The following is a 21,399-nucleotide window of genomic DNA, read 5'->3' on the forward strand; positions in this document are numbered from 1 at the left end:
GGTGCGGGGTGCGGGCGGCGCGGTGCGCGCCTGCGGTGGGGACGAAGCCGAACCTAGGTCCGGATGCTGAGGGAAGCCCGCCGCGGCGTGTCGGCCGCGCACGCGGCGTGCGCGCACGCACGGAAGCCGCGCGCCGCCGCCGCTACATTCGGCGTCGTGAGCGCCGTCGCACCCGAATCCGTCATCCTCGTCCGCGCCCTGCGGTTCCGCCCCAATCCCGCGACCGCGGCCGACAACGCCTTCCAGGCCGAGCCGGATGCGGGCGAGACCGCAGCAGCCGTCGCCGCGGGCGCGCTCGCCGAGATGGACGCCGTCGCCGACGCGCTCCGCGCGGCGGGCGTCACCGTCCACGTCTTCGAGGACGAGGACCACACGCGCCCCGACAGCGTCTTCCCCAACAACTGGCTCTCGACCCACGCGGGCGGCATGGTCGCCGTCTACCCGATGTACGCCTCCAACCGCCGCCACGAGCGCCGCGCCGACGTGCTCGAGATGCTGAAGAGCACGTACCGGGTGCAGGTGGTCGTCGACTACTCCGGCCTCGAGCCCGACGGCATCTTCCTCGAGGGCACGGGCGCCATGGTGCTCGACCACGTCTCGCGCGTGGCCTACATGGCGCGCAGCCACCGCGCCGACACCCACGTGCTCGAGCGCTTCTGCACCGACTTCGGCTACGAGCCGATGGTCTTCGACGCCGTCGACTCGGACGGCGTGCCGGTCTACCACACGAACGTCATCGCCTGCGTGGGCACCGACGTCGCGCTCTTCGCGCTGGGGATGATCCCGGACGCGCGGCGCCGCGAGGAGGTGCGCGAGCGGCTGGCGGTGCACGGCCGCCGCGTCGTCGAGCTGACGGAGGCGCAGGTGCGGGAGTTCGCCGGCAACGCCGTGGAGCTCGTGGGCCGCTGGCCGGACGGCCGGCGTCGCACGATCATGGCGATGTCGGGGCGCGCGCGGCGCTCGCTGACCCCCGAGCAGGTGGCGATCATCGAGGAGTCGTGCGAGATCGTCGCGATCGACATCCCCACGATCGAGCTGGCGGGCGGCTCGGTGCGCTGCATGATCGCGGGCATCCACCTCGACGCGCGGCCGGCGCGCACCCCGGAGCTCACCGACGCGGTCGAGGCGATCGCCGAGGAGCCCGAGACGATGGACGGCGCGGAGGCCGCCGCGGAGCCCGTGCCCGGCGTGACCGTCGCGGGCTAGCGCCTCAGCGCATCCTCCCCTCGCGCCCGGCCCGGCCGCCGGCACCGGCCGCGCGGACGCCCGCCCACAGCCCGAGCACGAGCCCAGCCAGGTCTGCCACGGCATCCCACGGGTCGCCCGAGCGCTCCGGCAGCACCAGGTGCTGCAGCACCTCGGAGCCGAGCGCGTGCGCGCCCAGCACCAGCAGCACGAACCGGGGGCGGATGCCCGCGAGCACCGCCGCGAGCGCGGGCGCGGCGAACACGGCGGCGTGCACGAGCTTGTCGAGGTGCGGGACGCCCGCGCCGGTCGACGGCGGCGACGGCAGGTAGAGCACCACGAGCTGCACGGCGAGGGCGAGCACGAGCAGCGCCGCCCACGGCCGGCGGCGCCCGACGGACGGTGCGCGGCGGCTCACCGCCCGACCAGCCCCAGCTCGTAGGCGAGGATGACGAGCTGCACCCGGTCGCGCGCGTCGAGCTTGCGCAGCAGCCGACCGACGTGCGTCTTCACCGTCGACTCCGAGAGCGCGAAGCGGGCGGCGAGCTCGTCGTTCGTGAGCCCCTCCGCCACCGCCACCAGGAACTCCCGCTCGCGGGGCGTCAGGGCGCCGAGCGCCGCGTCGTCCCGCGCGGGAGGCGGCGCCGAGAAGCGCTCGAGCATGCGGCGGGTCACGGTGGGGGCGAGCGCGGCGTCGCCCGCGTGCACCGCGCGGATCGCGGCGACGAGCTCCGCGGGCCTCGCGTCCTTCAGCAGGAACCCGCTCGCGCCGGCCCGCAGCGCCGCGTAGGCGTGCTCGTCGAGGTCGAAGGTCGTGAGCACGAGCACCCGCGGCAGCGGGCCGGTCGCGGTGATCCGCTCGGTCGCGCCGATGCCGTCGAGGCCCGGCATCCGCACGTCCATGAGCAGCACGTCGATGCAGCCGCGGGCCGCGAGCTCGACGGCCGCGAGGCCGTCCGCGGCCTCGCCCACGACCTCCACGCCCTCCTCGGCGTCGAGCACCATGCGGAACCCGAGGCGCACGAGCGACTGGTCGTCGACGATGCCGATCCGGATGGTCACGGCCGCCCCTCCTCCTCGCGCGCGCCGCCGGGCGCGGGCAGCAGCGCCGCGAGGCGCCAGCCGCCGGACGGCCTGGGGCCGGTCTCGACCGACCCGGCGAACAGCGCGGCGCGCTCGCGCACGCCGACGATGCCCCGCCCCGCGCCCGTCGTCGCGCCGGCCGCGCCCGCGCCGTCGTCCAGCACCTCGACGCGCACCGCCTCCGGTCCGCGCTCGACGACGACCGATACGTGGCGCGCGTCGGAGGCGTGCCGCAGCACGTTGGTCAGCGCCTCCTGCACGATGCGGTGCACGGTGAGGGCGAGCGCCGGATCGTCGATCGCGGCGCCGGAGGTCGTGACCCGCACCGGCAGGCCGGCGTCGCGGAACGAGGCGACGAGCGCCTGGAGGTCGCCGGCCGCGGGCTGCGGCGCACGATCGCCGCCGCCGCCCGGCTCGCGCAGCACGCCCAGGAGCCTCCGCATCTCGGCGAGCGACTCGCGCCCCGTGTCGGCCACGCGCCGCATGGTCTCGGCGGCGCGGTCGGCGTCGCGCGCCGACTGCGCCGCGGAGCCCTCGGCGAGCGTCACCATGACGGTGAGCCCGTGGCTGACGACGTCGTGCATCTCGCGCGCGATCCGGGCGCGCTCGGCGGCCACCGCGAGCTGCGCCTGCTGGTCGCGGCCGCGCTCGATGTCATGGGCGCGGGCGATGAGGGCCTCGACGTACGCTCGCCGGGCGCGCACCGAGGTGCCGAGCAGCATCGCCACGACGAACGAGGCGATCGCGAGCAGGTTCACCGAGACGACCGGCCCGAGCATGCCGGGCTCCAGCACCTGCAGCACGACGGCGCCGACGACCGAGCCGGCGGCCGCGACGGCGACGCCGATCCAGCCCAGCAGGGCTCGGGCGTGGGCGCCGACCGAGTACAGGGCCACGTGAATCGCGAGGAAGGCGCCCGCGGCGACGCCCGACGGGATCGCCGAGAGCACCGCGCACGCGACGACGACCGCGAGCGGCCAGCGGCGGCGCTGGAGGAGCGCGACGCCCGCGAGCACCGAGCCGAGCACCATCCAGAGCCCGTCGAGCCGCATCCCGTCGTCGACGACCGCGACGATCGTCCCGATCGCGAGCGTCGGGAGCGCGGCCGCGACCGCGAGCATCCGATCGACGGCTGCCGGATGCGCGATGCCGAAGCGCCGGACGACGCCGGGCGGCCGAGGCAGCGGCAGGGACCCGCCGGCGTCGCCGGCGGGTCCCTGCGCGGTGCTCACGTCGGCCGAGCCTACGCGTCGCGTCGAGCCATCGCCGCGGCGGCGCCGAGCAGCGCGACGGCGGGCCACGCGGCCGTCGTCGCGAGGGCGCGCCAGAAGTCGCCCCCGGGCTCGAGCCCGGGCATGGCCACGGTCAGGCCCGCGTTCGGCAGCAGGTACGGCGCGGCCTCCTGCACCCACTCGAGCGGGATGAGGCCGACGACCGAGGGCAGCACGAGCAGCACGCCCAGGGCGATCGCGATCGCGCCGGCGCCCGAGCGGACGAGCGCGCCGACCGCGAGCGAGAAGACCGTGAGGAGCGCCAGGTAGACCGCGCCGCCCAGCACGGCGAAGGGCACGCTCGCGTCGAGCTGCATGGCGTCGAGCTCGACGCCCTGCAGCAGCGCGACGCCGACCGTGGCGGCCATGCCCGCCGCGAGCGCCAGGCCGCTCGCCACGAAGGCGATGAGGCCCAGCACGAGCGCCTTGCCGCCGAGCACCGGCAGCCGCCGCGGCACGGCCGTCAGGCTCGATCGGATCTGGCCGCTGCCGTACTCGCCCGTGATCGCGATGACGCCGAGCACGGCGAAGACGAGCTGCGAGACGAGCAGGCCGGACGCGCCGAAGCTCGCGACCGGCAGGTCCTGCACCGCGCCCGACTCGATCGCGCCCTCGGGCGCGTTGCCGAGCGTCGCGGCGGCGGCGAGCGCCCCGACCCCGGCGGTGATGACGACGGCGACGGCGATGGCCCAGCCGATCGAGCGCACGCTCGTGAGCTTGATCCACTCGGAGCGCAGGACGCCGCCGAAGCCGACCCGGTGCGCGGTCTCGCGGAAGGTGGTGCGCCGCGCGTCGTGCGCGGCAGGGGTCTGGATGGTCATCGGAGGGCCTCCGTCCGGTACTCGACAGCGTCGTCGGTGAGCGCCATGTAGCGCTCCTCGAGGGTGGCGCGGCGGGGCGAGAGCTCCTCGATGCCGATGCCGTGCCCCACGGCGACCTCGGCGATGCGCGGCGCGGGCACGCCCGCGACCTCGACGGCGTCGGGCGCGACCTGCGTGACCGCGACCTCCTCGGCGGCGAGCAGCTGCGCCAGGCGCTCGACGCCGGCACCGCGCACGAGGACGACGCGGCGGCCGCCCTGCTCCGAGAGCATCTCGTCGATCGACTGGTCGGCGAGCACGCGGCCGCGCCCCAGCACGACCACGCGGTCGGCGACCTGCGCCATCTCGCTCATGAGGTGCGACGACAGCAGCACGGCGCGTCCCTCGCCCGCGAGCTGGCGGAGGAGCCGCCGGACCCAGGCCACGCCCTCGGGGTCGAGGCCGTTGACGGGCTCGTCGAGCATGAGCGTGTGCGGGTCGCCGAGCAGCGCCGCGGCGATGCCGAGCCGCTGGCCCATGCCGAGCGAGAACCCGCCGACGCGCTTCCGCGCGACGCCCTCAAGGCCGGTGAGCTCGAGCACCTCGTGCACGCGCCGCGTGCCGATGCCGTGCGTGGCCGCCAGACCCAGGAGGTGCCGCTCGGCCGTGCGGCCCGGGTGCCAGGCCTTCGCGTCGAGGAGGGCGCCGACCTCGGACAGGGGCGAGCGGAGCTCGCGGTAGGGGACGCCGGAGACGGTGACGCGGCCTGCGTCGGGCCGATCGAGGCCGACGACCATGCGCATCGTGGTGGACTTGCCCGCGCCGTTCGGGCCGAGGAAGCCGGTGACGAGGCCCGGGCGGACCTCGAAGCCGACGTCGTCGACCGCGAGCTTCGCGCCGTAGCGCTTCGTGAGGTGCTCTGCAACGATCATGCATCCAGCGTGCCCGGCAGCGCCGCTGGCCGCGTCGGTCGCTCGGCGGATCCCCGCGGCCTCCGCGTGGTACCCGGGTACCACGCGGTGCGGGACCGCCGTGCCGCGCGGGCGCCGAGGTCGGCGCCTAGGCACCCTGGCGCGCGAGCCGCGGCCACATCGCGCGGCCGAGGAGCGCGCCGACGGCAGCACCCGCGATCGCGCCGACGCCGAGCGCGATGAGCTGCCGCAGCGTGCCGTCGTGGCCGAGCATGCCCTGCGCGACGACGACGCCGGCGAAGGCGCCGAGGAGCAGCGCCGCGACCGCGATCGTGCCCGCGGTCCAGAGCGCCGCGCGCACGCGACGGGCTGCGCCCGCGGTCGCTCGGAGGCCCAGCCACAGTGCGACCGCGAAGAGCGCGATGCCGACCCATGGCAGCGCGCCGACCCAGGCCATCGCCTCGCCCGGTCCCGGGCTGCAGATCGGGCCCGTCGGGCCGTCGTAGCCGGCCTCGTAGCCAGCCATCCAGCACCAGCGCGACCCCGGCCACAGCTGGGCCGCCGCGGTCGTCACCGCGAGCATCGCGCCCACGCCCAGGAGCGCGCCGATCCGCTGCCCGACCGCCGCGATCGCGCGCCGGTCGCTCGCGGCGGCGACCTCGGTCTCGGTGCTCATGCGCGAACGGTAGGCCCGGGAGCCGTGGATCTCCTGCGGGGCGCGAGGTGGGCCGAGCGGCGGACCGCGGCCCGTCGCCTAGGCTCGCCTCATGGCCCGCACCACCTACCTGCTCGTCGACGGCGAGAACATCGACGCGACGCTCGGCGTCTCGGTGCTGGGACGACGCCCGCTGCCCGAGGAGCGACCCCGCTGGAACACGGTGCTCTCGTTCGCCGAGCAGACGTGGCGCCAGCCGGTGCAGGGCCTCTTCTTCCTCGCCGTGAACGCCGAGCTGCCGCTCTCGTTCGTGCAGGCGCTCATCGCGATCGGCTACCGCCCGATCCCGCTGCAGGGCGAGGGCAAGGTCGTCGACATCGCCATCCAGCGCACGGCGGAGGCGCTCGTGGCCCGCGAGGCCGACGTCATGCTCGTGAGCCACGACGGCGACTTCGTGCCGCAGCTCGCGCGCCTCGCCGAGGGCGAGCGGCGCGTAGGCGTGCTCGGCTTCTCGGAGTTCGTGGCCGGAGGCCTGCGGAACGTCGACGGCGTCGAGCTCTTCGACCTCGAGTACGACGTGGCGGCGTTCAAGACGCACCTGCCGCGCGTGCGGATCATCCCGATCGACGAGTTCGACCCGCTCGAGTTCCTCTAGGGGCCGCCGGCCCTGCAGCCCCGCGCCCGATCGGGAGCGGCGCCCCGCCGCGCGCCCGGCGCCCGCGTCCGGCTCAGCCCTGGCGACCCTTCATGCGCGGGTTGCGCTTGTTGATGACGTAGATGCGCCCGCGGCGCTTGACGACCTGCGCGCCCGGCTGCTTCGCGAGCGACTTCAGCGATGCCCTGACCTTCACGGCGGCTCCTTCCTCGGCCGCGTCCGCGACCTGTGCCATAGTTGATAACCGTTCTCAGTAAAGCACGGAAGGTCGACATGGACTCGGTGGTCATGGTGCAGGGCATGCACGACGAGCTGCGGGCGCTGCACGCGGCGCGGCTCTCGGCCGCGAGCCGCACGACGCTCGTCACCTCCTCCGGCGTGCGCGCGGAGCCCGAGCGCGACATCGCCCGCGCGCTCGAGGCCGATCGCTCCCTCGTCATCGACGTGCCGAGCGCCGTCGACCCGCGCCACGTCGTGGCCCTCGCCGCCGACGCGCAGCACGAGCTCGGCGCCATCGAGACGGTGGTCGACGCGCGCATGCTGCTGCGGCTGCTCGGGCTCGACGGGCGGCGGGCGTGCGACTGCTGGCGCGCGCAGCGGCTCGTGGAGCAGCTCGAGCAGTCGACGATGGTGACGATCATGCGCTGGCACCCGCTCGCCACGGCCGACCTCAGCATCGTCATGACCCTCGTGAGCCACCTCGCGCCCCGCACGCGCCTGCGGCTCGACCGCGGCGTCGTCGAGGCGCCCGCGATGGGCGCGATCGAGCGCGAGCACGACCGCGCCGGCTGGACCGCCGTGCTCAACGACGACCACGACCCGCACATGACCGACCCCAGGGTCGCGGCGCTGCGCTTCGACGACCTCCGCCCGTTCCACCCCGAGCGGCTGCGCGCGGCGCTCGAGACGCTCGGCGCGGGGCGCCACGGCGCGCTCGTGCGCTCGGCAGGCTTCATGTGCCTGGCCTCGCGGCCAGGGCGCATGGCGCTGTGGGACCAGGCGGGCGGCGCGATCGATCTGCACCCGCTGCCCGAGCCCGAGCCCGGAGCGCTGCCCGTGGCGCTCGGGCAGGAGCTCGCGCTCATCGGCGTCGACCTCGACCGCGCCGCCGTCGCGTCGCTGCTCGACGTCGCCACGCTCCACGACGACGAGCTCGCCGCGGGGCCCGAGGCGTGGACCCGGCTCGCCGATCCGTTCCCCGAGTGGCACGCGCATGCGCACTGAGCGACGCGGGGGCGCGCGAGGCGACGTCGACAGCGGCGACCCGGGTGACGCGCGCGCGGATGCGCGGGACGACGGACTCGCGGGCGCGCGGGCGGACGACCTCGCGGATGCGGCGGCGCGCTCGCGCGCGATGACGGCGTGGACCCGGGCCGAGGATCCGGCGCTCGGGGCGATCCCCGCCCCGGTGCTCGACGAGCACGTGCGCGCCTCCTTCGCGTCGCCGGGCGGCCGCGCCCTCGGCGTCGCCCGCGTGGCGCACACGCCGCTCGACGACGCCCGCTCGCTCTGGAGCGCCTCGACCGCCGAGCTGCTGCAGCTGCGCCTCGCGGCAGACGCGACGGCGGACGACGTGGGCAACGTGCTCGACCGCTGGCTCGCGCTCGATCCCGTGCCCCTCGCCGGGCCCGAGGGCGAGCGCGCCTGGAGCCTCCGTCTGCCCGTGGTCGCGCGCGCCGCGACGCTCGCGCTCCTCGACCGCGGCTTCGCGCCCGCGACGACGACGATGGTGCGGCCGAGCCGCGCGATCGAGGCGATCGCACCGCCGCCTGCGGGCGTGCGCATCCGGCCTCCGCGCCCCGACGACGCGGCCGCGATGGCCGCGCTCGCCCGTGAGCCTCGTGGCCACGGAGGTCGCGTTCGGCGCCACGCGCGCGCGCCCGCCGCATCTGGCCGACGGCTATGCCGCCGAGGCGCTCGCCGCTCCGGAGGGCTGGACGCTCGTGGCCGAGGGCGACGACGGTGCGGTGCTCGGCTGGGCGTCGATCTCGCCCGCGGCGACCTCGGCCTGGGCAGCGCCCGCCACATCGCTCGCGCCCGCGGCCTACCTCGGGATCGCGACCGTCACGGCCTCCCGCCGCTCCGGCGGCGTCGGCCGCGCGCTCGTGGAGCGGCTGCACGAGCACGCGCGCGGCGAGGGCGTGGCGGCGACGCTGCTCGACGCCTCCGCGTGCAACCCGTGGTCGGTGCCGTTCTGGCATCGGCAGGGGCACCGGCCGCTGTGGACCACGTGGCAGCGGCGGGTGCGGCCGGGCGGCGCGGCCTAGTCGCGCACACGCGCGTGCTCCGCGATCACCACCCCCGAGGCGAAGGCGCGCACGCCGGTGCGCGCGAAGCGCCGCACGCCATGGGCGAGGCCGCCGAAGAGCGGGATGCCGGCGCCCATGACGAGCGGGTTGATCTTGAGGATCAGGTGGTCGATCTCGTCGATGAGCGCGCCCGCCAGCTCGCCGCCGCCGGCGAGCCAGATGCCGGATCCGGCCTCCTGCTTGAGCGCGCGGACCGCGGCGACCGGGTCGTCGGTGGTCTCGATCGCATCCGGGAGGTCGCCGCCGTGCCGGGTGGCCACCACCTGACGCAGGTGCGGGTAGGGGCTCGCGATGCCCGCCTCGAGCGCCGGCAGGTAGGTGCGGCGTCCCATGACGACGGTGTCGAAGCGCGAGCGGTCGGCCTCGACGCCGAGCGCGCCGGCGACGTGCGCGGGGATGGTGTCGGCGAAGTCGCGCAGCAGCACGGGCATGTGGTCGCCCTCGACAGGGAACATCCCGAAGTCGCCGTCGGGGGCTGCGATGCGGCCGTCGAGGCTCGTGGCGACGTAGTAGGTGAGGGTGCGCATGCTCGCTCCTGTTCACAACATCCGTAGTGGTCGACGATGAGACTACGACATCCGTCGTGGTCGCGCTAGGCTCGCGCCATGCCCAGGAACGACGAGCGGCGCCGCGCGCTGGCCGATGCGGGGCTGCGGGTGCTCGCTCGCGAGGGCGCGCGAGGGCTGACGCACCGGGCGGTGGATGCGGAGGCCGGCGTGCCGGTGGGCACGGCCTCCAACTACATGCGCAGCCGCGACGCGCTCGTGCGGGCGCTCGTCGACCGCATCGGCGAGCGCCTCGCGCCGGATCCGTCGGTGGTCGAGGCGCTCTCGGCGCGGGCGCCGTCGCGCGCGCTGTTCGCCGACTACCTCCGCGACGTCGTGCGGCGCCTCACGGCCTCCCCCGACCTCGCGCTCGCGCTCCTCGAGCTGCGGCTGGAGGCCGCGCGCAGGCCGGAGGTGCGGGAGGAGCTGGGCGCGTGGCGCCGCGAGGCCTTCGCGGCCGACGTCGCCTTCAACACCGCGGCCGGCCTGCCGGGCGGTGCGCGGGAGCTCGCGCTCTTCCACTACGCGATCGACGGGCTCGTGCTCGACCGGCTCACGACCTCGATCGATGCGGGGACGCCGACCGACGACGTGGTGGATGCGCTGGTGGCAGGGTTGCTGCCGGAGGGGTGAGGGCGGGCCCTACCCCTGGTCGCCCTCCGCGTACATCCGGAGGCGCACATCGCGCGCATCGGTCATGTGCTCCTCCGCGATGCGCCGCGCGGCCTCCGCGTCGTGAGCGTCGATCGCCGCGAGCAGGGCGTCGTGCTGCTCGAGCACCTGCTCCCAGCGGGAGCCGTGCGTGAGGGTGGTCGTCGGATAGCGGATCAGGTGCGCGTGGAGCCGCCGCAGGAGGTCGTCGAGCGTCGGCGAGTGGCTCGCCTGCCAGAGCGCCTCGTGGAAGGCGCGGTTCGCCCGCGCACGCTCCTGCGGCTCCTCGCCGACCCTGCGCATCGCCTCCTGCGCGGCACGGAGCCGCACGAGGTCGAGCTCGGTCGCCCGCTGCGCAGCACCGCGTGCCGCGGCGCCCTCGAGCGTGATCCGCACCTCGTAGATGTCGAGGATCTCCTCGGGCGAGGACGCGCGCACGCGCACGCCCCGCGCGGCCCGCTCGACGAGTCGCTCGATCTCGAGCCGGTGGAGCGCCTCGCGCACGGGCGTGCGGGAGGTGCCGAACTCACCGGCGAGCGCCACCTCGCCCAGCAGCTGGCCGGCGGGGAAGCGGCCGGTGAGGATCGCCTCGCGGATGCGCTCGTACACGCTCGTCGCCATGGCGCCTCCCTCCAGCCTGCCTCCCGAACCTACCGGGCGCGGAGCGCTCAGGCGGCCGCGCCCGCCCTGCGCCCGAACACCATCCCCGCCGCGAGCCCGGAGCCGCCCGGGTAGTTGCCCGAGAAGAGGCCGCCGAGCATCTCGCCGCAGGCGAAGAGCCCCGGGATCGCCGCGCCCGCCTCGTCGAGCACGCGCCCGTCGAGGTCGCCGCGGAGGCCGCCGAAGGTGAACGTGATGCCGCAGGTGACGGGGTAGGCGAAGAAGGGCCCGGTCTCGATGGGCGAGGCCCAGTGCGACTTGGGCGGCTCGACGTCGGCGCGGCGGCCGTCCTTCACCGTGGGGTCGAGCGGCACGGAGCGGTCGATCGAGGCGTTGAAGGCCTCGACGGTCGCGCCGAGCGCCGCCGCGTCGACGCCCATCCGCTCGGCCAGCTCGTCGAGCGTCGCCGCCTCGTGCACGCCGATGCCCGGCATGTCGTACTCCTCGGTGCGCAGCATCGGTCGCAGGGCGGCGTCGAAGACCTGCCAGGCGATCGAGCCCGGCTGCGCGAGGATCTCGCGGCCGTACTTCGCGTAGGTGTAGTTGCGGAAGTCGGCGCCCTCATCGAGGAACCGCTCGCCCTCGCGGTTCACGAGGATGCCGAGCGGGTAGCTCTGGCGGGTGAGGCGGTTGGTGAGCTCGCGGTTCGACTCGTTGTGCTCGGCCCCCGCATCCCACTGCACCGAGTGGCAGGTGGACCAGTCGCCGCCCTTCGCGGCGCCGATCGCGAGCGCCGCCTCCAGCATGTCGCCGACGTTGTAGGGCGTGCCGCGCACCTTCGCGTGCGCCCAGCCGCGGCCCAGGTGCTCCTCGCGCAGCGCCGGGCTCGACTCGAAGCCGCCGGCGGCGAGCACGACGCTCTCGGCGCGCAGCTCGAGCGCCTCGCCGGTCGTCTCGTCGGTGGCGCGCACGCCGATCACGCGGCCGTCCTCGACCAGCAGGTCCCGGGCGCGGATGCCGTAGCGGACCTCGACGCCGAGCCGCGCGGCGACCGCGGTGTGGTCGGCCATGAGCCCGACGCCGCCGTCGACGTTGCCCACGTGCAGGCCGCCCCAGAACAGGAACGTGCCGTCGGCGCGCTCGTACGCCTGGCGCTCGTACATCAGGCGGTAGCGCAGCCCCAGCTGCGCGAGCCAGCGCACGGCATCGCCCGCCTCGGCCACGAGCACCTCTGCCATCGCCCGGTCGGTGCGGCCCTCCGTGACCTTCTCGAGGTCGGCGAGGTACTCGGCCGAGGAGTACGGGGGCACCTCGGTGCGGTCGTGCCGGTCGTCGGGCACGACGATGTCGAGCAGCGAGCCGAGGCCGTCGTGCGGGATGCGCGTGGCGCCCGCGGTGTAGAAGGAGTTGCCGCCCGCCATCTCGGCGGTGCCGCGCTCGAGCAGCAGGACGCGGCGGCCGCGCTCGGCGGCCGCGTGCGCGGCGGAGAATCCGGCGTTGCCGCCGCCGACGACGATGACGTCCGCATCCTGCGGGGGTCGTGCGGTCATGGATGGTCCTCTCTGGGCGACGGGGTCGCCGGAGCGTTCGATGGGTGGGACGGGGCCAGGATGGGCGCCGCGCTCAGCGCTCGGCGCTCGCGACGGCGCGCTCGTCGGCGGCCGCGGCGAGGCGCAGGGCACGCCGGCGTCGGCGGCCGATGCCGAGCAGCGTCGGCACGACGAGCAGGGCTGCGACCAGGATCCAGAGCACGACGGTCAGCGGGCTCGAGACGAGGATCGCCGGATCGCCCTCCGAGAGCGTCATCGCCCGGCGCAGCTGCGACTCGAGCAGCGGGCCGAGGATGAGGCCGACGACCGCGGGGGCCACCGGGATGTCGGCCAGCCGCAGCAGCATGCCGAAGGCGCCGAGCACCGCGAGGATCACGACGTCCCACACCGAGCCTCCGGCCGCGAAGGCGCCGAGCGCCGCGAACACCGTCACGGCTGCGTAGATCGCCCAGGTGGGGATCGTGAGCAGCTTCGCCCAGACCTTCACGAGCGGCAGGTTGAGCACGAGCAGCATCACGTTGCCGATGTAGAGCGAGGCGATGAGAGCCCAGACGAGGTCGCCAGACTCGGCGAACAGCGTCGGTCCCGGCTGCAGCCCGTACGACTGGAAGGCGGTGAGGATGATCGCGGCGGTGGCGCTGGTGGGCAGGCCGATCGTGAGCAGCGGCACGAGCACGCCCGCGGCCGCCGCGTTGTTCGCGGCCTCCGGCCCTGCGACGCCCTCGATCGCGCCGTGACCGAACTCCGACCGGTGCTTCGAGAGCCGCTTCTCGGCCGCGTAGGAGAGGAACGTGGGGATCTCCGCCCCGCCCGCGGGCAGCGCGCCGATGGGGAAGCCGAGCGCGGTGCCGCGCAGCCAGGCTGGCCACGACCTCCGCAGCTCGCCGCGCGTGAGCACGGCGCGGCCGCGCACCGGCTCGATCGTGGAGCCGCCGCTGTTCGAGAGCACGTGCGAGAGCGTCTCGGCGACCGCGAACAGGCCGACCACGACGAGCACGACGTCGATACCGTCGAGCAGGCGGTCGCTGCCGAAGGTCAGGCGCGCCTGCCCGGACTGGAGGTCGATGCCGACGAGGCCGATGGTCAGGCCGATCAGCAGGCTCGCGGCGCCCTTCAGGAGGTTGGGGCCCAGCAGCGCGGCGACCGAGACGAAGGCGATGGCCATGAGCGCCACGTACTCGGGCGGCCCCAGCGTGATCGCGAACGCGGCCATGGCGGGCGCGACGAAGGTGATGCCGATCGTGGCGATGGTGCCGGCGACGAACGAGCCGAGGGCGGCGGTGGCGAGGGCGGCTGCCGCCCGGCCTGCGCGCGCCATCTTGTTGCCCTCGAGCGCCGAGACGATCGACGCGGACTCCCCTGGCGTGTTCAGCAGGATCGATGTGGTCGACCCGCCGTACATCCCGCCGTAGTAGATGCCCGCGAAGAGGATGAGCGCCGAGGAGGGCTCGAGGCGGAAGGTGATGGGCAGCAGCAGCGCGACCGTGAGGGCCGGCCCGATGCCGGGCAGCACGCCGACGGCGGTGCCGATGGTGACGCCGAGCAGGGCCCAGAGGAGGTTCTCGGGCGTGAGTGCGGCCTCGAAGCCCTGGAGCAGCAGTGCGATCGCATCCATGTCAGAACCCCCAGGGCCCGGCGGGCAGCGTCAGCCCGATCAGTCGGTCGAACAGGAGCACGATCGCGCCCGCGACGAGCACGCCCGCGATCGGCAGGTGCCAGCCGCGCGGGGCGCCGAGCAGCAGCGCGACGCCGACGTACAGCAGCACCGCGGAGAGGAAGAACCCCGCGAGCGGCAGGATCGCCGCGAAGACGAGCAGCGCTGCGACGACCGCGAGCGCGCGGACCCCGCGGCCGCGACGACGGAGGCCCGAGCGCCGCACGCGCAGCAGCACGAGGGCGTAGCGGTGGTAGCCGATCGCGAGCCCGAGGCCCGCGATGCCCAGCAGCACGCCGATCGCGACCGGGAACGCGGCGGGGCCGAGGGGGTCGGAGGTGGCGGGCAGCTGCGCGGCGTCGACGAGCACGAGCACCGCGGCGACGGCCATGATGACGCCGACCAGCGCGCTCGTGGCGCCGGAGAGCACCGCGGGGTAGGCGCCGGCGCCCACCGCCTCGGGCGGCGGCGGCACCGCATCCTCCGCCCGATGCATCGCCTGCAGCTCTGTGGTCTCGAGGCCCGGGCGCCGGCGGTCCCTGCGCGATTCGCGTGCCATCAGCCCACCAGTCCGATCTGCTCGAGCACCTCGGCCGTGGTGGCCTGCTCGTCGTCGACGAAGCGCTCGAGCTCGTCGCCCGTCAGGTACGCGTCGCCCCAGCCGCGGTCGGCGAGGATCTGCTGCCAGGCATCGGTCGCGCGCATCTCGTCGAGCATCGCCACGAGCGCGGCGTGCTCCTCGTCGGTGATGCCGAGCGGGGCGGCGATGCCGCGCCAGTTCTGCAGCTCGACGTCGATGCCGCTGTCGCGCAGCGTGGGCACGCCCTCGGGGATGTCGAGCGCCTCGGGGCTCGAGACCGCGAGGGCGCGGACCGAGCCGTCGGCGATGTACGGCGCGATCTCCGAGATGCCGGAGATGCCGGCGGTCGCGCGACCGGAGAGGATCGTGGTGAGCGCCTCACCGCCGCCGGAGTGGGCGACGTACGAGACCTCGCTCGGGTCGGCGCCGACGTCCTGCGCGATGAGGCCGGCGAGCACCTGCTCGACGCCGCCCGCGGAGCCGCCGGCTATCGAGACGGCGCCGACGTCCGCGGCCATCGCCTCGCCGAGCTGCTCCATGGTCTCGATCTCGGAGTCGGCGGGGACGACCACCGCGAGGTACTCGGTGGTGAGCCGGGCGAGCATGTCGACGTCCTCGAGGCTGCTCTCGGAGCCGTTCGTGAGGATCGCGCCGACCATGATCGAGCCGGTCACCATGAGCTCGTTGGGCTCGCCCGCGTGGCGCACGAACTGCGGCAGGCCGATCGTGCCGCCCGCGCCGCCGACGTTGTAGACCTCCGAGCGGCCGATCACGTCGCCGAGCGCGGTCTGCACAGCGCGGGAGGTCTGGTCCCAGCCACCGCCCGGGTTCGCCGGAGCCATGATCCGCAGCTGGCGCTCGCCCAGCACGGCCTGGTAGCCGGTGGCGGCGCTCGAGCGCTGCTCGATGCCGCTCACGACGAGACCGGCGAGCATCGCGAGCGCCGCCGCGACGCCGATGCCGAGGCGCACCGGGCGCGGGATGCGACCGCGGCCGGGTGGCGCCTGCTCGGCGCCTGATTCGTGCTGGGCGGTCTCCATCGACGGCTCCTCGGTCTCGACGTCATCGTCGTGCACGAATGTATACAGATGTGTGCGACCCGTCAAGGGAGTGGAGCTGACGGGGAGCTCAGAGAGCGGATCCGGACTTCGAGCGGCACGCGACAGCGGAGGACGTGAGGACCTCGAGCTGCGCCGGCGCCCTGGCGCGGCTCAGCCGAAGTGCGGCCGCAGCACCTCCCGCAGCTCCGGGTCCACCACGTGCACGTAGGTCCCGCGCATCCCTCGCGTCAGCAGCACCGCGTAGATGTTCAGCACGAAGGTTCGGATGTCCTCGTCGGAGTAGGCGACCCCGCGGATCTTGTTGTTGGCCTTGCCGCGGCGATCGAAGTAGTGCTCCCGCCGGAAGACGATGCGCTCGCGCTCGGCATCCCAGCCGAGGTCGCGACCGACGAGCACGCCCGCGTAGTTGAGGTCGTAGCCCTGCACGGTGTGGACCGAACCGACCTCCTCGCGCGAGGTCCTCGATCGGATCCACTCGGTGGCCGTGCGGTTCCACTGCAGCGCGAGACCGCCGACCTCGATGTCGGGCGCCTCACGATGCTTCTTGCTCCGCCACTCCCAGGCGTAGCCCGCGAGGAGCCGAGAGAGCCCGAACTCCTCGTCCCGGGCGAGGATCTCGTCGCGCATCTCGGCCGCATCGTCGTAGTAGCGGAGGTCGTACTCACCGAGGTCCTGCCGCCCAGTCGCAAGCGGATCCGCGAGCGCGTCCCGCACGTGCTGCACGTAGTCGGCCCCTGCGGCGACGCGCATCTGCGTCGCCAAGCGGTGCACGCGGTCGTCGGCGGCGACCCGGTCGACGAGCGGCCGGATGACGTCCGCCGGTAGGTCCGAGGGTCGGACGGCCTGCAGGGCATCGAGCATCAGGATCCGGTGCTTCGCCTGCCGCTCGATCCAGTCGAGCTGCGTGACGGCGAGGTCGTCCTCACCGAAGAGCCGCGCGGTGATGACGCCGAAGTCCCGGGTCTGCACGCCGACAGCCTGCGCGGCGCGCTGCGACAGCCGGTGCGCCTCATCGACCACCAGCACGTCGAAGCGCTCCGGGCTGAAGCCGACCTGGAAGGGCGAGAGCACCATCGACGGCTCGAGGTTGGGAACGTGCGCGAACACGCGCTTGATCGATGCGCGAAGCGACTGCTGCGGCACGACGAGCCCGATGCGCGGGGACGCGAGCAGCTCTCGGTGACCCGGCGTGAAGAAGTCGTCGAACACCGATTCGCCCGTGGGCTCCTCGTCGCGGTCGGCGGCGGCGATGTCGGCGAGCAGCTTCACGAGGTAGATCGCGACGATCGTCTTGCCCGTGCCCGGATCGCCCTGCACGATGCTCGTGCTCTCGATCCCCCGCTCGAGGTCGTGGAACAACGACTCGACGATGCCGGCGGTCGCGACCGCCTGGTCCTCGGTGAGCGCCTTGAACGGCGAGAGCTTGAACAGGTCGGAGTTGCGGATCTCGGGTATCGAGCGGGTGAAGAGCCCACGAGCCCGGAGTTCGTCGAAGATCTCATCGAAGCGGGTCCGGTACTCGTCGCGACGGTAGTACTCGGCGTCGACGATCCCCGTGTTCCGGTTGAGCACGATGCGGGCGGCGTCACCGCTGAACAGCCGGATCAGGAGCGACTCGAGGTCGAGGCACGCCGACTTGTGGAAGGTCTCGTCGACGACGACGTGCGCCCGCTCGAGCTGCTGGCGATACGGGTTCGCCAGATGCTGCCGCGCGCGGGCGCCCATGTTGAGCGTCTCGCCCACGTAGATCTCCGTGCCGCCTTCGAGCGCGTAGACGACTGGCCAGTTCGTCGCGCGCCGATCGCCCATCGACCACGCGCGCATGGAGGCGTCGTCGAACGGCAGGTCGTGGATCGTCGCCATGCGATCAGCGGCGGTCGTACTTCGTGATCGAGCCCTTCGCGAGCTCCACCGGGTACTTCTGCTTCGTCTGCTCGAGCTTCATGAGCACGAGCTCGGCGGGGTCTGCGCCGATGCGGTCGGCGAGCAGCAGGCAGTAGGTCAGCACGTCGGCGAGCTCCTCACGCACGCGCGCGTCGTCCGCATCCTCGCTCCACTGGAAGCACTCGAGCAGCTCGGCCGCCTCGATCGAGACGCTCTTCGCCAGGTTCGGCGCGGTGTGGAACTGCGCCCAGTCGCGCTCGGCGACGAACGCGCGGAGCGCGGCGAGCGCGCGGTCGTCGGTCATGGTCTCACGCTAGCTGGCACTCCGCGCGGCCTGCTCACCTTGGCCTGCACCGCCTGTCGGTCAGGTTCCGGCCCGATGCGAGCAGCTGCAGGTCAACCGCGGTAGCGGCGGACGGACTCTCGGATCGCGTCAGCATGCGAGTAGATGTCGTCCAGCGACTCGATCGGGTGCCGAGTCTCGGTCTTCGCCTCGTCGAACACGCCGAGGTACTTCTGCTTCCTGCTGTTGAAGTGCAGGCGGGCAATGGGCTTGCGGTTGTTATCGTCCAGCAGGATCGCGAAGTAGGACTTCGCATCGCGGTGCACGATGCGAGGAGGCTTGACCTCGCTGCAGGCGATCGCCTTCACGATCTGGTAGCCCTCGAGCTCCTCGAGCGTCGTGTCCACCTCGGTGTCGCGATCGAGGTCCTTCTCCGCGATGGGCTCACTCGTCACGGCGGCGGCGGAGTCCGATAGTGGCGCCGGCGTGTATCCGGTCGCGCCGAGCGCGGTCTTGAGCCGATCGTTGACCTGATCGCTCAGGTACTGCTTGCCGGCCTTCGCGACGAGCGCGGTGAACTGCTCGCGCACTTTCTGCGTGAACGACCCCTCGTAGACGCGCGTCGTGAAGAAGCGCACCCAATCGTCCGAAGGCTCCCGGAACTGCTCCCCGATCGCGCGTTTGAGCGCGCCCACGTACTTGAGCTCTTCGGCCGCGCTGATCACGGAGTCGAGATCGAAGTTCTCCTTCGTGAGTTTCCGCAGCTCCGGAACGATCGACTCATCGACGTCGCTGAGGTCCAGGACGAGGAACGGCTTCTCGTCCATCCGATTCGGCTTGTCCAGGTCGGTGTAGAACTGATAGGTCTCGCCATTCGTCAGCACAGCGATCCGGGCATTCGTGACGGCGAAATACCGGAACAGCTGCGAGGCGTGCTCGAACTTCAACTGACCGACCGAGGCCTTGCACTCGAGAAGGATCTGCACCTCGCCATCCCGAAGGATCGCGTAGTCGATTTTCTCGCCCTTCTTGAGCCCGACATCCGCGGTGAACTCCGGCACGACCTCGAGCGGATTGAAGACGTCGTAGCCGAGGATCGTCGAGATGAACGGCATGATGAACGCGTTCTTCGTCGCCTCCTCCGTCTGGATGGCCGCCTTCTGATTCTGAACCTTCGCGGCGAGGGCGTTGAGCCGATCACTGAATTCCATAGTTGCCTCCCGAGATTGGATCGACCATAGCGGTTTGGATGACAAGTGTGAGCGCGACTCAGCGCTCAGGAGTTCGTTTCCGAATCGGACGCATCCGCAGTCTCCGCGCCGCTGTCTCGCTTCCGCTTGAAGAGCGACCCCAGGCGCTCGCCAGCCCCTTCTGCAAGCCCCTTCGCGGTCGCCCCCGCGTCCTTGATCGCCGTTAGCGCCCGCGCCTCATCGGGGACGCCATCACCGTCAAGGTCGACAGGACGGAAGAAGTCCGACACATCGGAGACTGCGGCGAGCGCTCGCTCGCGGGCGGCACCGAAGCCGGCTTCACCAGCCGCTTCAGCTGCTTCCGACTCCTCGTCCGCGCGGCGCACGAGCAGCAGGTACTCCGCCGCATCGACACCAGGCGGCGGCAGTTCGCGCAGGTGCTGCTGCAGGCGCCGCGACTGCACGCCCAGCATGACGTACGTCATCGTCCCCGAGACGACGCCGCCGATCACGGGCACGACCTTGCTGGCGGCCTTCGCGAAGCTGTCCTTCGTCAGCTGTACACCGATCACTCGAAGGATCTGCTTCATGGGCGTGTACCAAGCGGTCTTGGTCAATGCGATGCCTGCGATCTGTCGCTGGACCGCGGGTCGCGCGACGTTCGCAGCGAATGCCGTGAGCGACGCGGACGCACCACCGACACCCATCATGACCCCGAGGAAGGTCGCGAGCATGCCGAGCGTCTCATCGTCGATCTCCTCAGCGTCCTCGAGGAATGACTGCCAGCCATAGACGTAGGCGAGCTTCTGCATGATCCGGAACGCGTGGATGTAGAACTGCGTGATGTCGCCCGGAATGGTGCCGATCATGAGCAGCCCACCCGGAAGGCCGGCCGCGAACGACAGCATGGTCGACTTACGGGTCTCGAACTCGATGGCCGCCATAGCGATGGAGTCGAGCATCGCCGGCGGGATTCCGGCCGCAGCCGGATTCTCCGCGAGCGCGCCGGCGATCACGTCTTGCGAGAAGCCACGCTTGTGCAGCTCCGCCTTCAAGAACTGCTCCCGCTCGATGCGCACGCCACGAAGGCGGATGACTCGCTTCAAGAAGCCCGCAGCGAACTCCTCCGCTTCCTGCCGCTGCTCCTCAGTCATCTCTCGGATGGCGTCAGCCAGGCTCGGCCCTTCATCATCCGCCACACTGACGTCGGTCGCCTCGACTTCGAGCGGCCTCCGCAGCTCGTCCCGCTCATCGCCATCCATTAGGATCGCCTTCCCGTACAGGGTTCCGTTTACGGCCGTCGCGTTGACGGTACCCCAACTGAGGCCTCGTTTCCGAGAAATTCTCCGCGCTGCCGAAGCGTCTTCAGCCGCGACCCCTACGCCCGCACCGAACTCCCCCGCGGCATCAGCGTCGGCATCGCCAGACGCACCTCTCGCTCGGCGCCGCCATCGAGCAGCTCGAGCGCCGATGCCGCGATCTGGGCGAAGTTCGTGCGCACCGAGCTCAGCGGCACGGGCAGCCGCGCTGCCACCGGGATGTCGTTGTAGCCGACCAGCGAGTAATCGCGGCCGGCCTCGAGACCTGCACGATGCGAGGCCGCGAGCACGCCGATCGCGAGATCGTCGTTCGCCGCGAAGACGGCCGACGGCCGGCGCGAGCCCGACAGCCACCCGGCCGCCGCCTGCTCGCCGGAGGGGATGCGGTAGTCCGTCGTCTCCGCGATCAGCGGTGCGACGCCGGCCTCGGCGAGCGCCCGCTGCGCGCCCGCGAGGCGGTCGCGGGCACTCGACGTGTAGAGCGGGCCGGTCACGAGCGCGATGTCGCGGTGCCCGAGGTCGACGAGGTGGCGGGCGGCCAGGTAGCCGCCGGTGTCGTCGTCGCCGAGGGACGCCGGCGAGACGCCGTCCGAGCGCAGCACGAGCGCGTGCCGCACGCCGCGGGTTCGCAGCGACGCCACCAGCGGATCCGAGATCCGCGCGGAGGCGAGCAGCAGTCCATCGACACCGCGCGCCAGCAGCGTCTCGGCGGCCGCCGCCTCACCGCCGTCGGTGTCGCCCGCAGTCGCGACGATCGCGAACCGCCCCGAGCGCTCGCACGCGGCCGCGATCGATTCGTACATGAGCGCCATCACGGCATCCGACAGCCTCGGCACGAGCACGCCGATCGTGCCGGTCTCGCCGCGGCGCAGCGCCGATGCCGCGCGGTTGCGGCGGTAGCCGAGCTCGTCGGCGATCTCGCGGATGCGGGAGGCGTGGGGCGAGCGCAGGCTCTTGCTGTCGAGCACGCGACTGGCGGTCGAGACCGAGACGCCCGCGGCCGCGGCGACGTCCTTGAGCGTCACGACCTCGCGCGGCTCCGCTGCCATCCGGCACCTCCTGGGGCCAGCGTACCCACGAAGTCGGGAACGTTTGCAGATCGGGGGTTGACACGAGCGCCCGCCAGCGCGCACACTGCAATCGTTCCTGCAAACGTTTGCAGACAACGACCTCCCGCAGCGGACGCTGCGGCGACTCGATGGAGAGGACGCCA

23 protein-coding genes are annotated in these 21,399 nt (G+C 73.1%); 5 read left to right on the forward strand and 18 right to left on the reverse strand.

Going from position 1 to position 21,399, the window contains the following annotated elements; all coding sequences use genetic code 11:
- The first annotated feature begins 156 nt into the window (after nt 1-156).
- Entirely contained in the window at nt 157-1,206 is a 1,050-nt protein-coding gene (gene ctlX, locus OVA14_RS03405; protein ID WP_267504888.1) for a citrulline utilization hydrolase CtlX, read from the forward strand.
- A gap of 4 nt (nt 1,207-1,210) precedes the next feature.
- On the opposite strand, the gene OVA14_RS03410 is transcribed toward ctlX, so the two are convergent.
- The 6 genes from OVA14_RS03410 to OVA14_RS03435 all read right to left on the reverse strand — a co-directional run bounded on the left by OVA14_RS03410 (nt 1,211) and on the right by OVA14_RS03435 (nt 5,926).
- Nucleotides 1,211-1,603 carry a VanZ family protein gene (locus tag OVA14_RS03410; protein ID WP_267504889.1) on the reverse strand — a complete coding sequence of 131 codons (393 nt, stop codon included), beginning with the start codon at nt 1,601-1,603 and terminating at the stop codon, nt 1,211-1,213.
- Nucleotides 1,600-2,190: a response regulator gene (locus OVA14_RS03415; protein ID WP_420710639.1), complete on the reverse strand. Its 591-nt coding sequence runs from the start codon at nt 2,188-2,190 to the stop codon at nt 1,600-1,602. Before OVA14_RS03415 ends, OVA14_RS03410 begins: the two co-directional genes overlap by 4 nt.
- Before the next feature lie 53 nt (nt 2,191-2,243).
- A complete protein-coding gene (locus tag OVA14_RS03420; RefSeq protein ID WP_267504891.1) occupies nt 2,244-3,500 on the reverse strand; it encodes a sensor histidine kinase in 1,257 nt (418 codons plus the stop codon).
- Between the two features lie 11 nt (nt 3,501-3,511).
- Nucleotides 3,512-4,360 (reverse strand): ABC transporter permease, encoded by an 849-nt coding sequence (locus OVA14_RS03425; protein WP_267504892.1) that lies wholly within the window; start codon nt 4,358-4,360, stop codon nt 3,512-3,514.
- Complete coding sequence (locus OVA14_RS03430; protein WP_267504893.1) at nt 4,357-5,271, reverse strand: ATP-binding cassette domain-containing protein; 915 nt, start codon at nt 5,269-5,271, stop codon at nt 4,357-4,359. The genes OVA14_RS03425 and OVA14_RS03430 overlap by 4 nt, the downstream gene beginning before the upstream one ends.
- Before the next feature lie 127 nt (nt 5,272-5,398).
- Entirely contained in the window at nt 5,399-5,926 is a 528-nt protein-coding gene (locus tag OVA14_RS03435; RefSeq protein ID WP_267504894.1) for a hypothetical protein, read from the reverse strand.
- 91 nt (nt 5,927-6,017) lie between these two features.
- On the opposite strand from OVA14_RS03435, the gene OVA14_RS03440 reads away from it, so the two are divergent.
- A complete protein-coding gene (locus OVA14_RS03440; RefSeq protein ID WP_267504895.1) occupies nt 6,018-6,560 on the forward strand; it encodes an NYN domain-containing protein in 543 nt (180 codons plus the stop codon).
- Nucleotides 6,561-6,633: 73 nt separating this feature from the next.
- On the opposite strand, the gene ykgO is transcribed toward OVA14_RS03440, so the two are convergent.
- On the reverse strand, nt 6,634-6,756 hold the full coding sequence (ykgO, locus tag OVA14_RS03445; protein ID WP_267504896.1) for a type B 50S ribosomal protein L36: 123 nt from the start codon (nt 6,754-6,756) through the stop codon (nt 6,634-6,636).
- Nucleotides 6,757-6,833: 77 nt separating this feature from the next.
- Here ykgO and OVA14_RS03450 point away from each other — a divergent pair, with 77 nt between their 5' ends.
- Nucleotides 6,834-7,784 carry a GTP-binding protein gene (locus tag OVA14_RS03450; protein WP_267504897.1) on the forward strand — a complete coding sequence of 317 codons (951 nt, stop codon included), beginning with the start codon at nt 6,834-6,836 and terminating at the stop codon, nt 7,782-7,784.
- Nucleotides 7,785-8,392: 608 nt separating this feature from the next.
- The gene (locus OVA14_RS03455; RefSeq protein ID WP_267504898.1) at nt 8,393-8,827 is read left to right on the forward strand and encodes a GNAT family N-acetyltransferase; all 435 of its coding nucleotides are present in this window, start codon (nt 8,393-8,395) and stop codon (nt 8,825-8,827) included.
- Here the strand turns inward: OVA14_RS03455 and OVA14_RS03460 are convergent.
- Nucleotides 8,824-9,396, reverse strand: a complete 573-nt coding sequence (locus tag OVA14_RS03460; RefSeq protein ID WP_267504899.1) for a dihydrofolate reductase family protein — start codon at nt 9,394-9,396, stop codon at nt 8,824-8,826. The two genes, OVA14_RS03455 and OVA14_RS03460, sit on opposite strands and share 4 nt — an antisense overlap.
- A gap of 78 nt (nt 9,397-9,474) precedes the next feature.
- Between OVA14_RS03460 and OVA14_RS03465 the strand changes: the two genes are divergently transcribed.
- A complete protein-coding gene (locus OVA14_RS03465) occupies nt 9,475-10,047 on the forward strand; it encodes a TetR/AcrR family transcriptional regulator (RefSeq protein ID WP_267504900.1) in 573 nt (190 codons plus the stop codon).
- A gap of 9 nt (nt 10,048-10,056) precedes the next feature.
- Here the strand turns inward: OVA14_RS03465 and OVA14_RS03470 are convergent, their stop codons facing one another.
- The 10 genes from OVA14_RS03470 to OVA14_RS03515 form a co-directional block, all read right to left on the reverse strand.
- On the reverse strand, nt 10,057-10,686 hold the full coding sequence (locus OVA14_RS03470; RefSeq protein WP_267504901.1) for a GntR family transcriptional regulator: 630 nt from the start codon (nt 10,684-10,686) through the stop codon (nt 10,057-10,059).
- A gap of 47 nt (nt 10,687-10,733) precedes the next feature.
- Nucleotides 10,734-12,215, reverse strand: a complete 1,482-nt coding sequence (tcuA, locus tag OVA14_RS03475) for an FAD-dependent tricarballylate dehydrogenase TcuA (protein WP_267504902.1) — start codon at nt 12,213-12,215, stop codon at nt 10,734-10,736.
- Nucleotides 12,216-12,288: 73 nt separating this feature from the next.
- A complete protein-coding gene (locus OVA14_RS03480) occupies nt 12,289-13,830 on the reverse strand; it encodes a tripartite tricarboxylate transporter permease (RefSeq protein ID WP_267504903.1) in 1,542 nt (513 codons plus the stop codon).
- A gap of 1 nt (nt 13,831) precedes the next feature.
- Nucleotides 13,832-14,344: a tripartite tricarboxylate transporter TctB family protein gene (locus OVA14_RS03485; RefSeq protein WP_267504904.1), complete on the reverse strand. Its 513-nt coding sequence runs from the start codon at nt 14,342-14,344 to the stop codon at nt 13,832-13,834.
- An 83-nt stretch (nt 14,345-14,427) separates the two neighbouring features.
- Nucleotides 14,428-15,489, reverse strand: a complete 1,062-nt coding sequence (locus OVA14_RS03490; RefSeq protein ID WP_267504905.1) for a Bug family tripartite tricarboxylate transporter substrate binding protein — start codon at nt 15,487-15,489, stop codon at nt 14,428-14,430.
- Between the two features lie 171 nt (nt 15,490-15,660).
- Complete coding sequence (locus OVA14_RS03495; RefSeq protein ID WP_267504906.1) at nt 15,661-17,373, reverse strand: DNA/RNA helicase domain-containing protein; 1,713 nt, start codon at nt 17,371-17,373, stop codon at nt 15,661-15,663.
- A 4-nt stretch (nt 17,374-17,377) separates the two neighbouring features.
- Nucleotides 17,378-17,698: a nucleotide pyrophosphohydrolase gene (locus OVA14_RS03500; protein WP_267504907.1), complete on the reverse strand. Its 321-nt coding sequence runs from the start codon at nt 17,696-17,698 to the stop codon at nt 17,378-17,380.
- A gap of 92 nt (nt 17,699-17,790) precedes the next feature.
- Nucleotides 17,791-18,888 (reverse strand): type I restriction endonuclease, encoded by a 1,098-nt coding sequence (locus tag OVA14_RS03505; RefSeq protein WP_267504908.1) that lies wholly within the window; start codon nt 18,886-18,888, stop codon nt 17,791-17,793.
- Between the two features lie 65 nt (nt 18,889-18,953).
- On the reverse strand, nt 18,954-20,129 hold the full coding sequence (locus tag OVA14_RS03510; protein WP_267504909.1) for a hypothetical protein: 1,176 nt from the start codon (nt 20,127-20,129) through the stop codon (nt 18,954-18,956).
- A gap of 116 nt (nt 20,130-20,245) precedes the next feature.
- Nucleotides 20,246-21,235: a LacI family DNA-binding transcriptional regulator gene (locus OVA14_RS03515; RefSeq protein WP_267504910.1), complete on the reverse strand. Its 990-nt coding sequence runs from the start codon at nt 21,233-21,235 to the stop codon at nt 20,246-20,248.
- Nucleotides 21,236-21,399: the final 164 nt, after the last annotated feature.

Origin of the sequence: Agrococcus sp. SL85 (assembly GCF_026625845.1) — a bacterium.
Taxonomy (GTDB): domain Bacteria; phylum Actinomycetota; class Actinomycetes; order Actinomycetales; family Microbacteriaceae; genus Agrococcus.

Excerpts from the sequence above, each read along its gene's own strand:
- OVA14_RS03415 (WP_420710639.1), bottom strand. The coding sequence starts at position 2,190 with ATGGTGCTCGACGCCGAGGAGGGCGTGGAGGTCGTGGGCGAGGCCGCG.
- OVA14_RS03425 (WP_267504892.1), bottom strand. The coding sequence starts at position 4,360 with ATGACCATCCAGACCCCTGCCGCGCACGACGCGCGGCGCACCACCTTC.
- OVA14_RS03430 (WP_267504893.1), bottom strand. The coding sequence starts at position 5,271 with ATGATCGTTGCAGAGCACCTCACGAAGCGCTACGGCGCGAAGCTCGCG.
- OVA14_RS03435 (WP_267504894.1), bottom strand. The coding sequence starts at position 5,926 with ATGAGCACCGAGACCGAGGTCGCCGCCGCGAGCGACCGGCGCGCGATC.
- OVA14_RS03440 (WP_267504895.1), top strand. The coding sequence starts at position 6,018 with ATGGCCCGCACCACCTACCTGCTCGTCGACGGCGAGAACATCGACGCG.
- OVA14_RS03450 (WP_267504897.1), top strand. The coding sequence starts at position 6,834 with ATGGACTCGGTGGTCATGGTGCAGGGCATGCACGACGAGCTGCGGGCG.
- OVA14_RS03460 (WP_267504899.1), bottom strand. The coding sequence starts at position 9,396 with ATGCGCACCCTCACCTACTACGTCGCCACGAGCCTCGACGGCCGCATC.
- OVA14_RS03465 (WP_267504900.1), top strand. The coding sequence starts at position 9,475 with ATGCCCAGGAACGACGAGCGGCGCCGCGCGCTGGCCGATGCGGGGCTG.
- OVA14_RS03470 (WP_267504901.1), bottom strand. The coding sequence starts at position 10,686 with ATGGCGACGAGCGTGTACGAGCGCATCCGCGAGGCGATCCTCACCGGC.
- tcuA (WP_267504902.1), bottom strand. The coding sequence starts at position 12,215 with ATGACCGCACGACCCCCGCAGGATGCGGACGTCATCGTCGTCGGCGGC.
- OVA14_RS03480 (WP_267504903.1), bottom strand. The coding sequence starts at position 13,830 with ATGGATGCGATCGCACTGCTGCTCCAGGGCTTCGAGGCCGCACTCACG.
- OVA14_RS03490 (WP_267504905.1), bottom strand. The coding sequence starts at position 15,489 with ATGGAGACCGCCCAGCACGAATCAGGCGCCGAGCAGGCGCCACCCGGC.
- OVA14_RS03495 (WP_267504906.1), bottom strand. The coding sequence starts at position 17,373 with ATGGCGACGATCCACGACCTGCCGTTCGACGACGCCTCCATGCGCGCG.
- OVA14_RS03500 (WP_267504907.1), bottom strand. The coding sequence starts at position 17,698 with ATGACCGACGACCGCGCGCTCGCCGCGCTCCGCGCGTTCGTCGCCGAG.
- OVA14_RS03505 (WP_267504908.1), bottom strand. The coding sequence starts at position 18,888 with ATGGAATTCAGTGATCGGCTCAACGCCCTCGCCGCGAAGGTTCAGAAT.
- OVA14_RS03510 (WP_267504909.1), bottom strand. The coding sequence starts at position 20,129 with ATGGATGGCGATGAGCGGGACGAGCTGCGGAGGCCGCTCGAAGTCGAG.
- OVA14_RS03515 (WP_267504910.1), bottom strand. The coding sequence starts at position 21,235 with ATGGCAGCGGAGCCGCGCGAGGTCGTGACGCTCAAGGACGTCGCCGCG.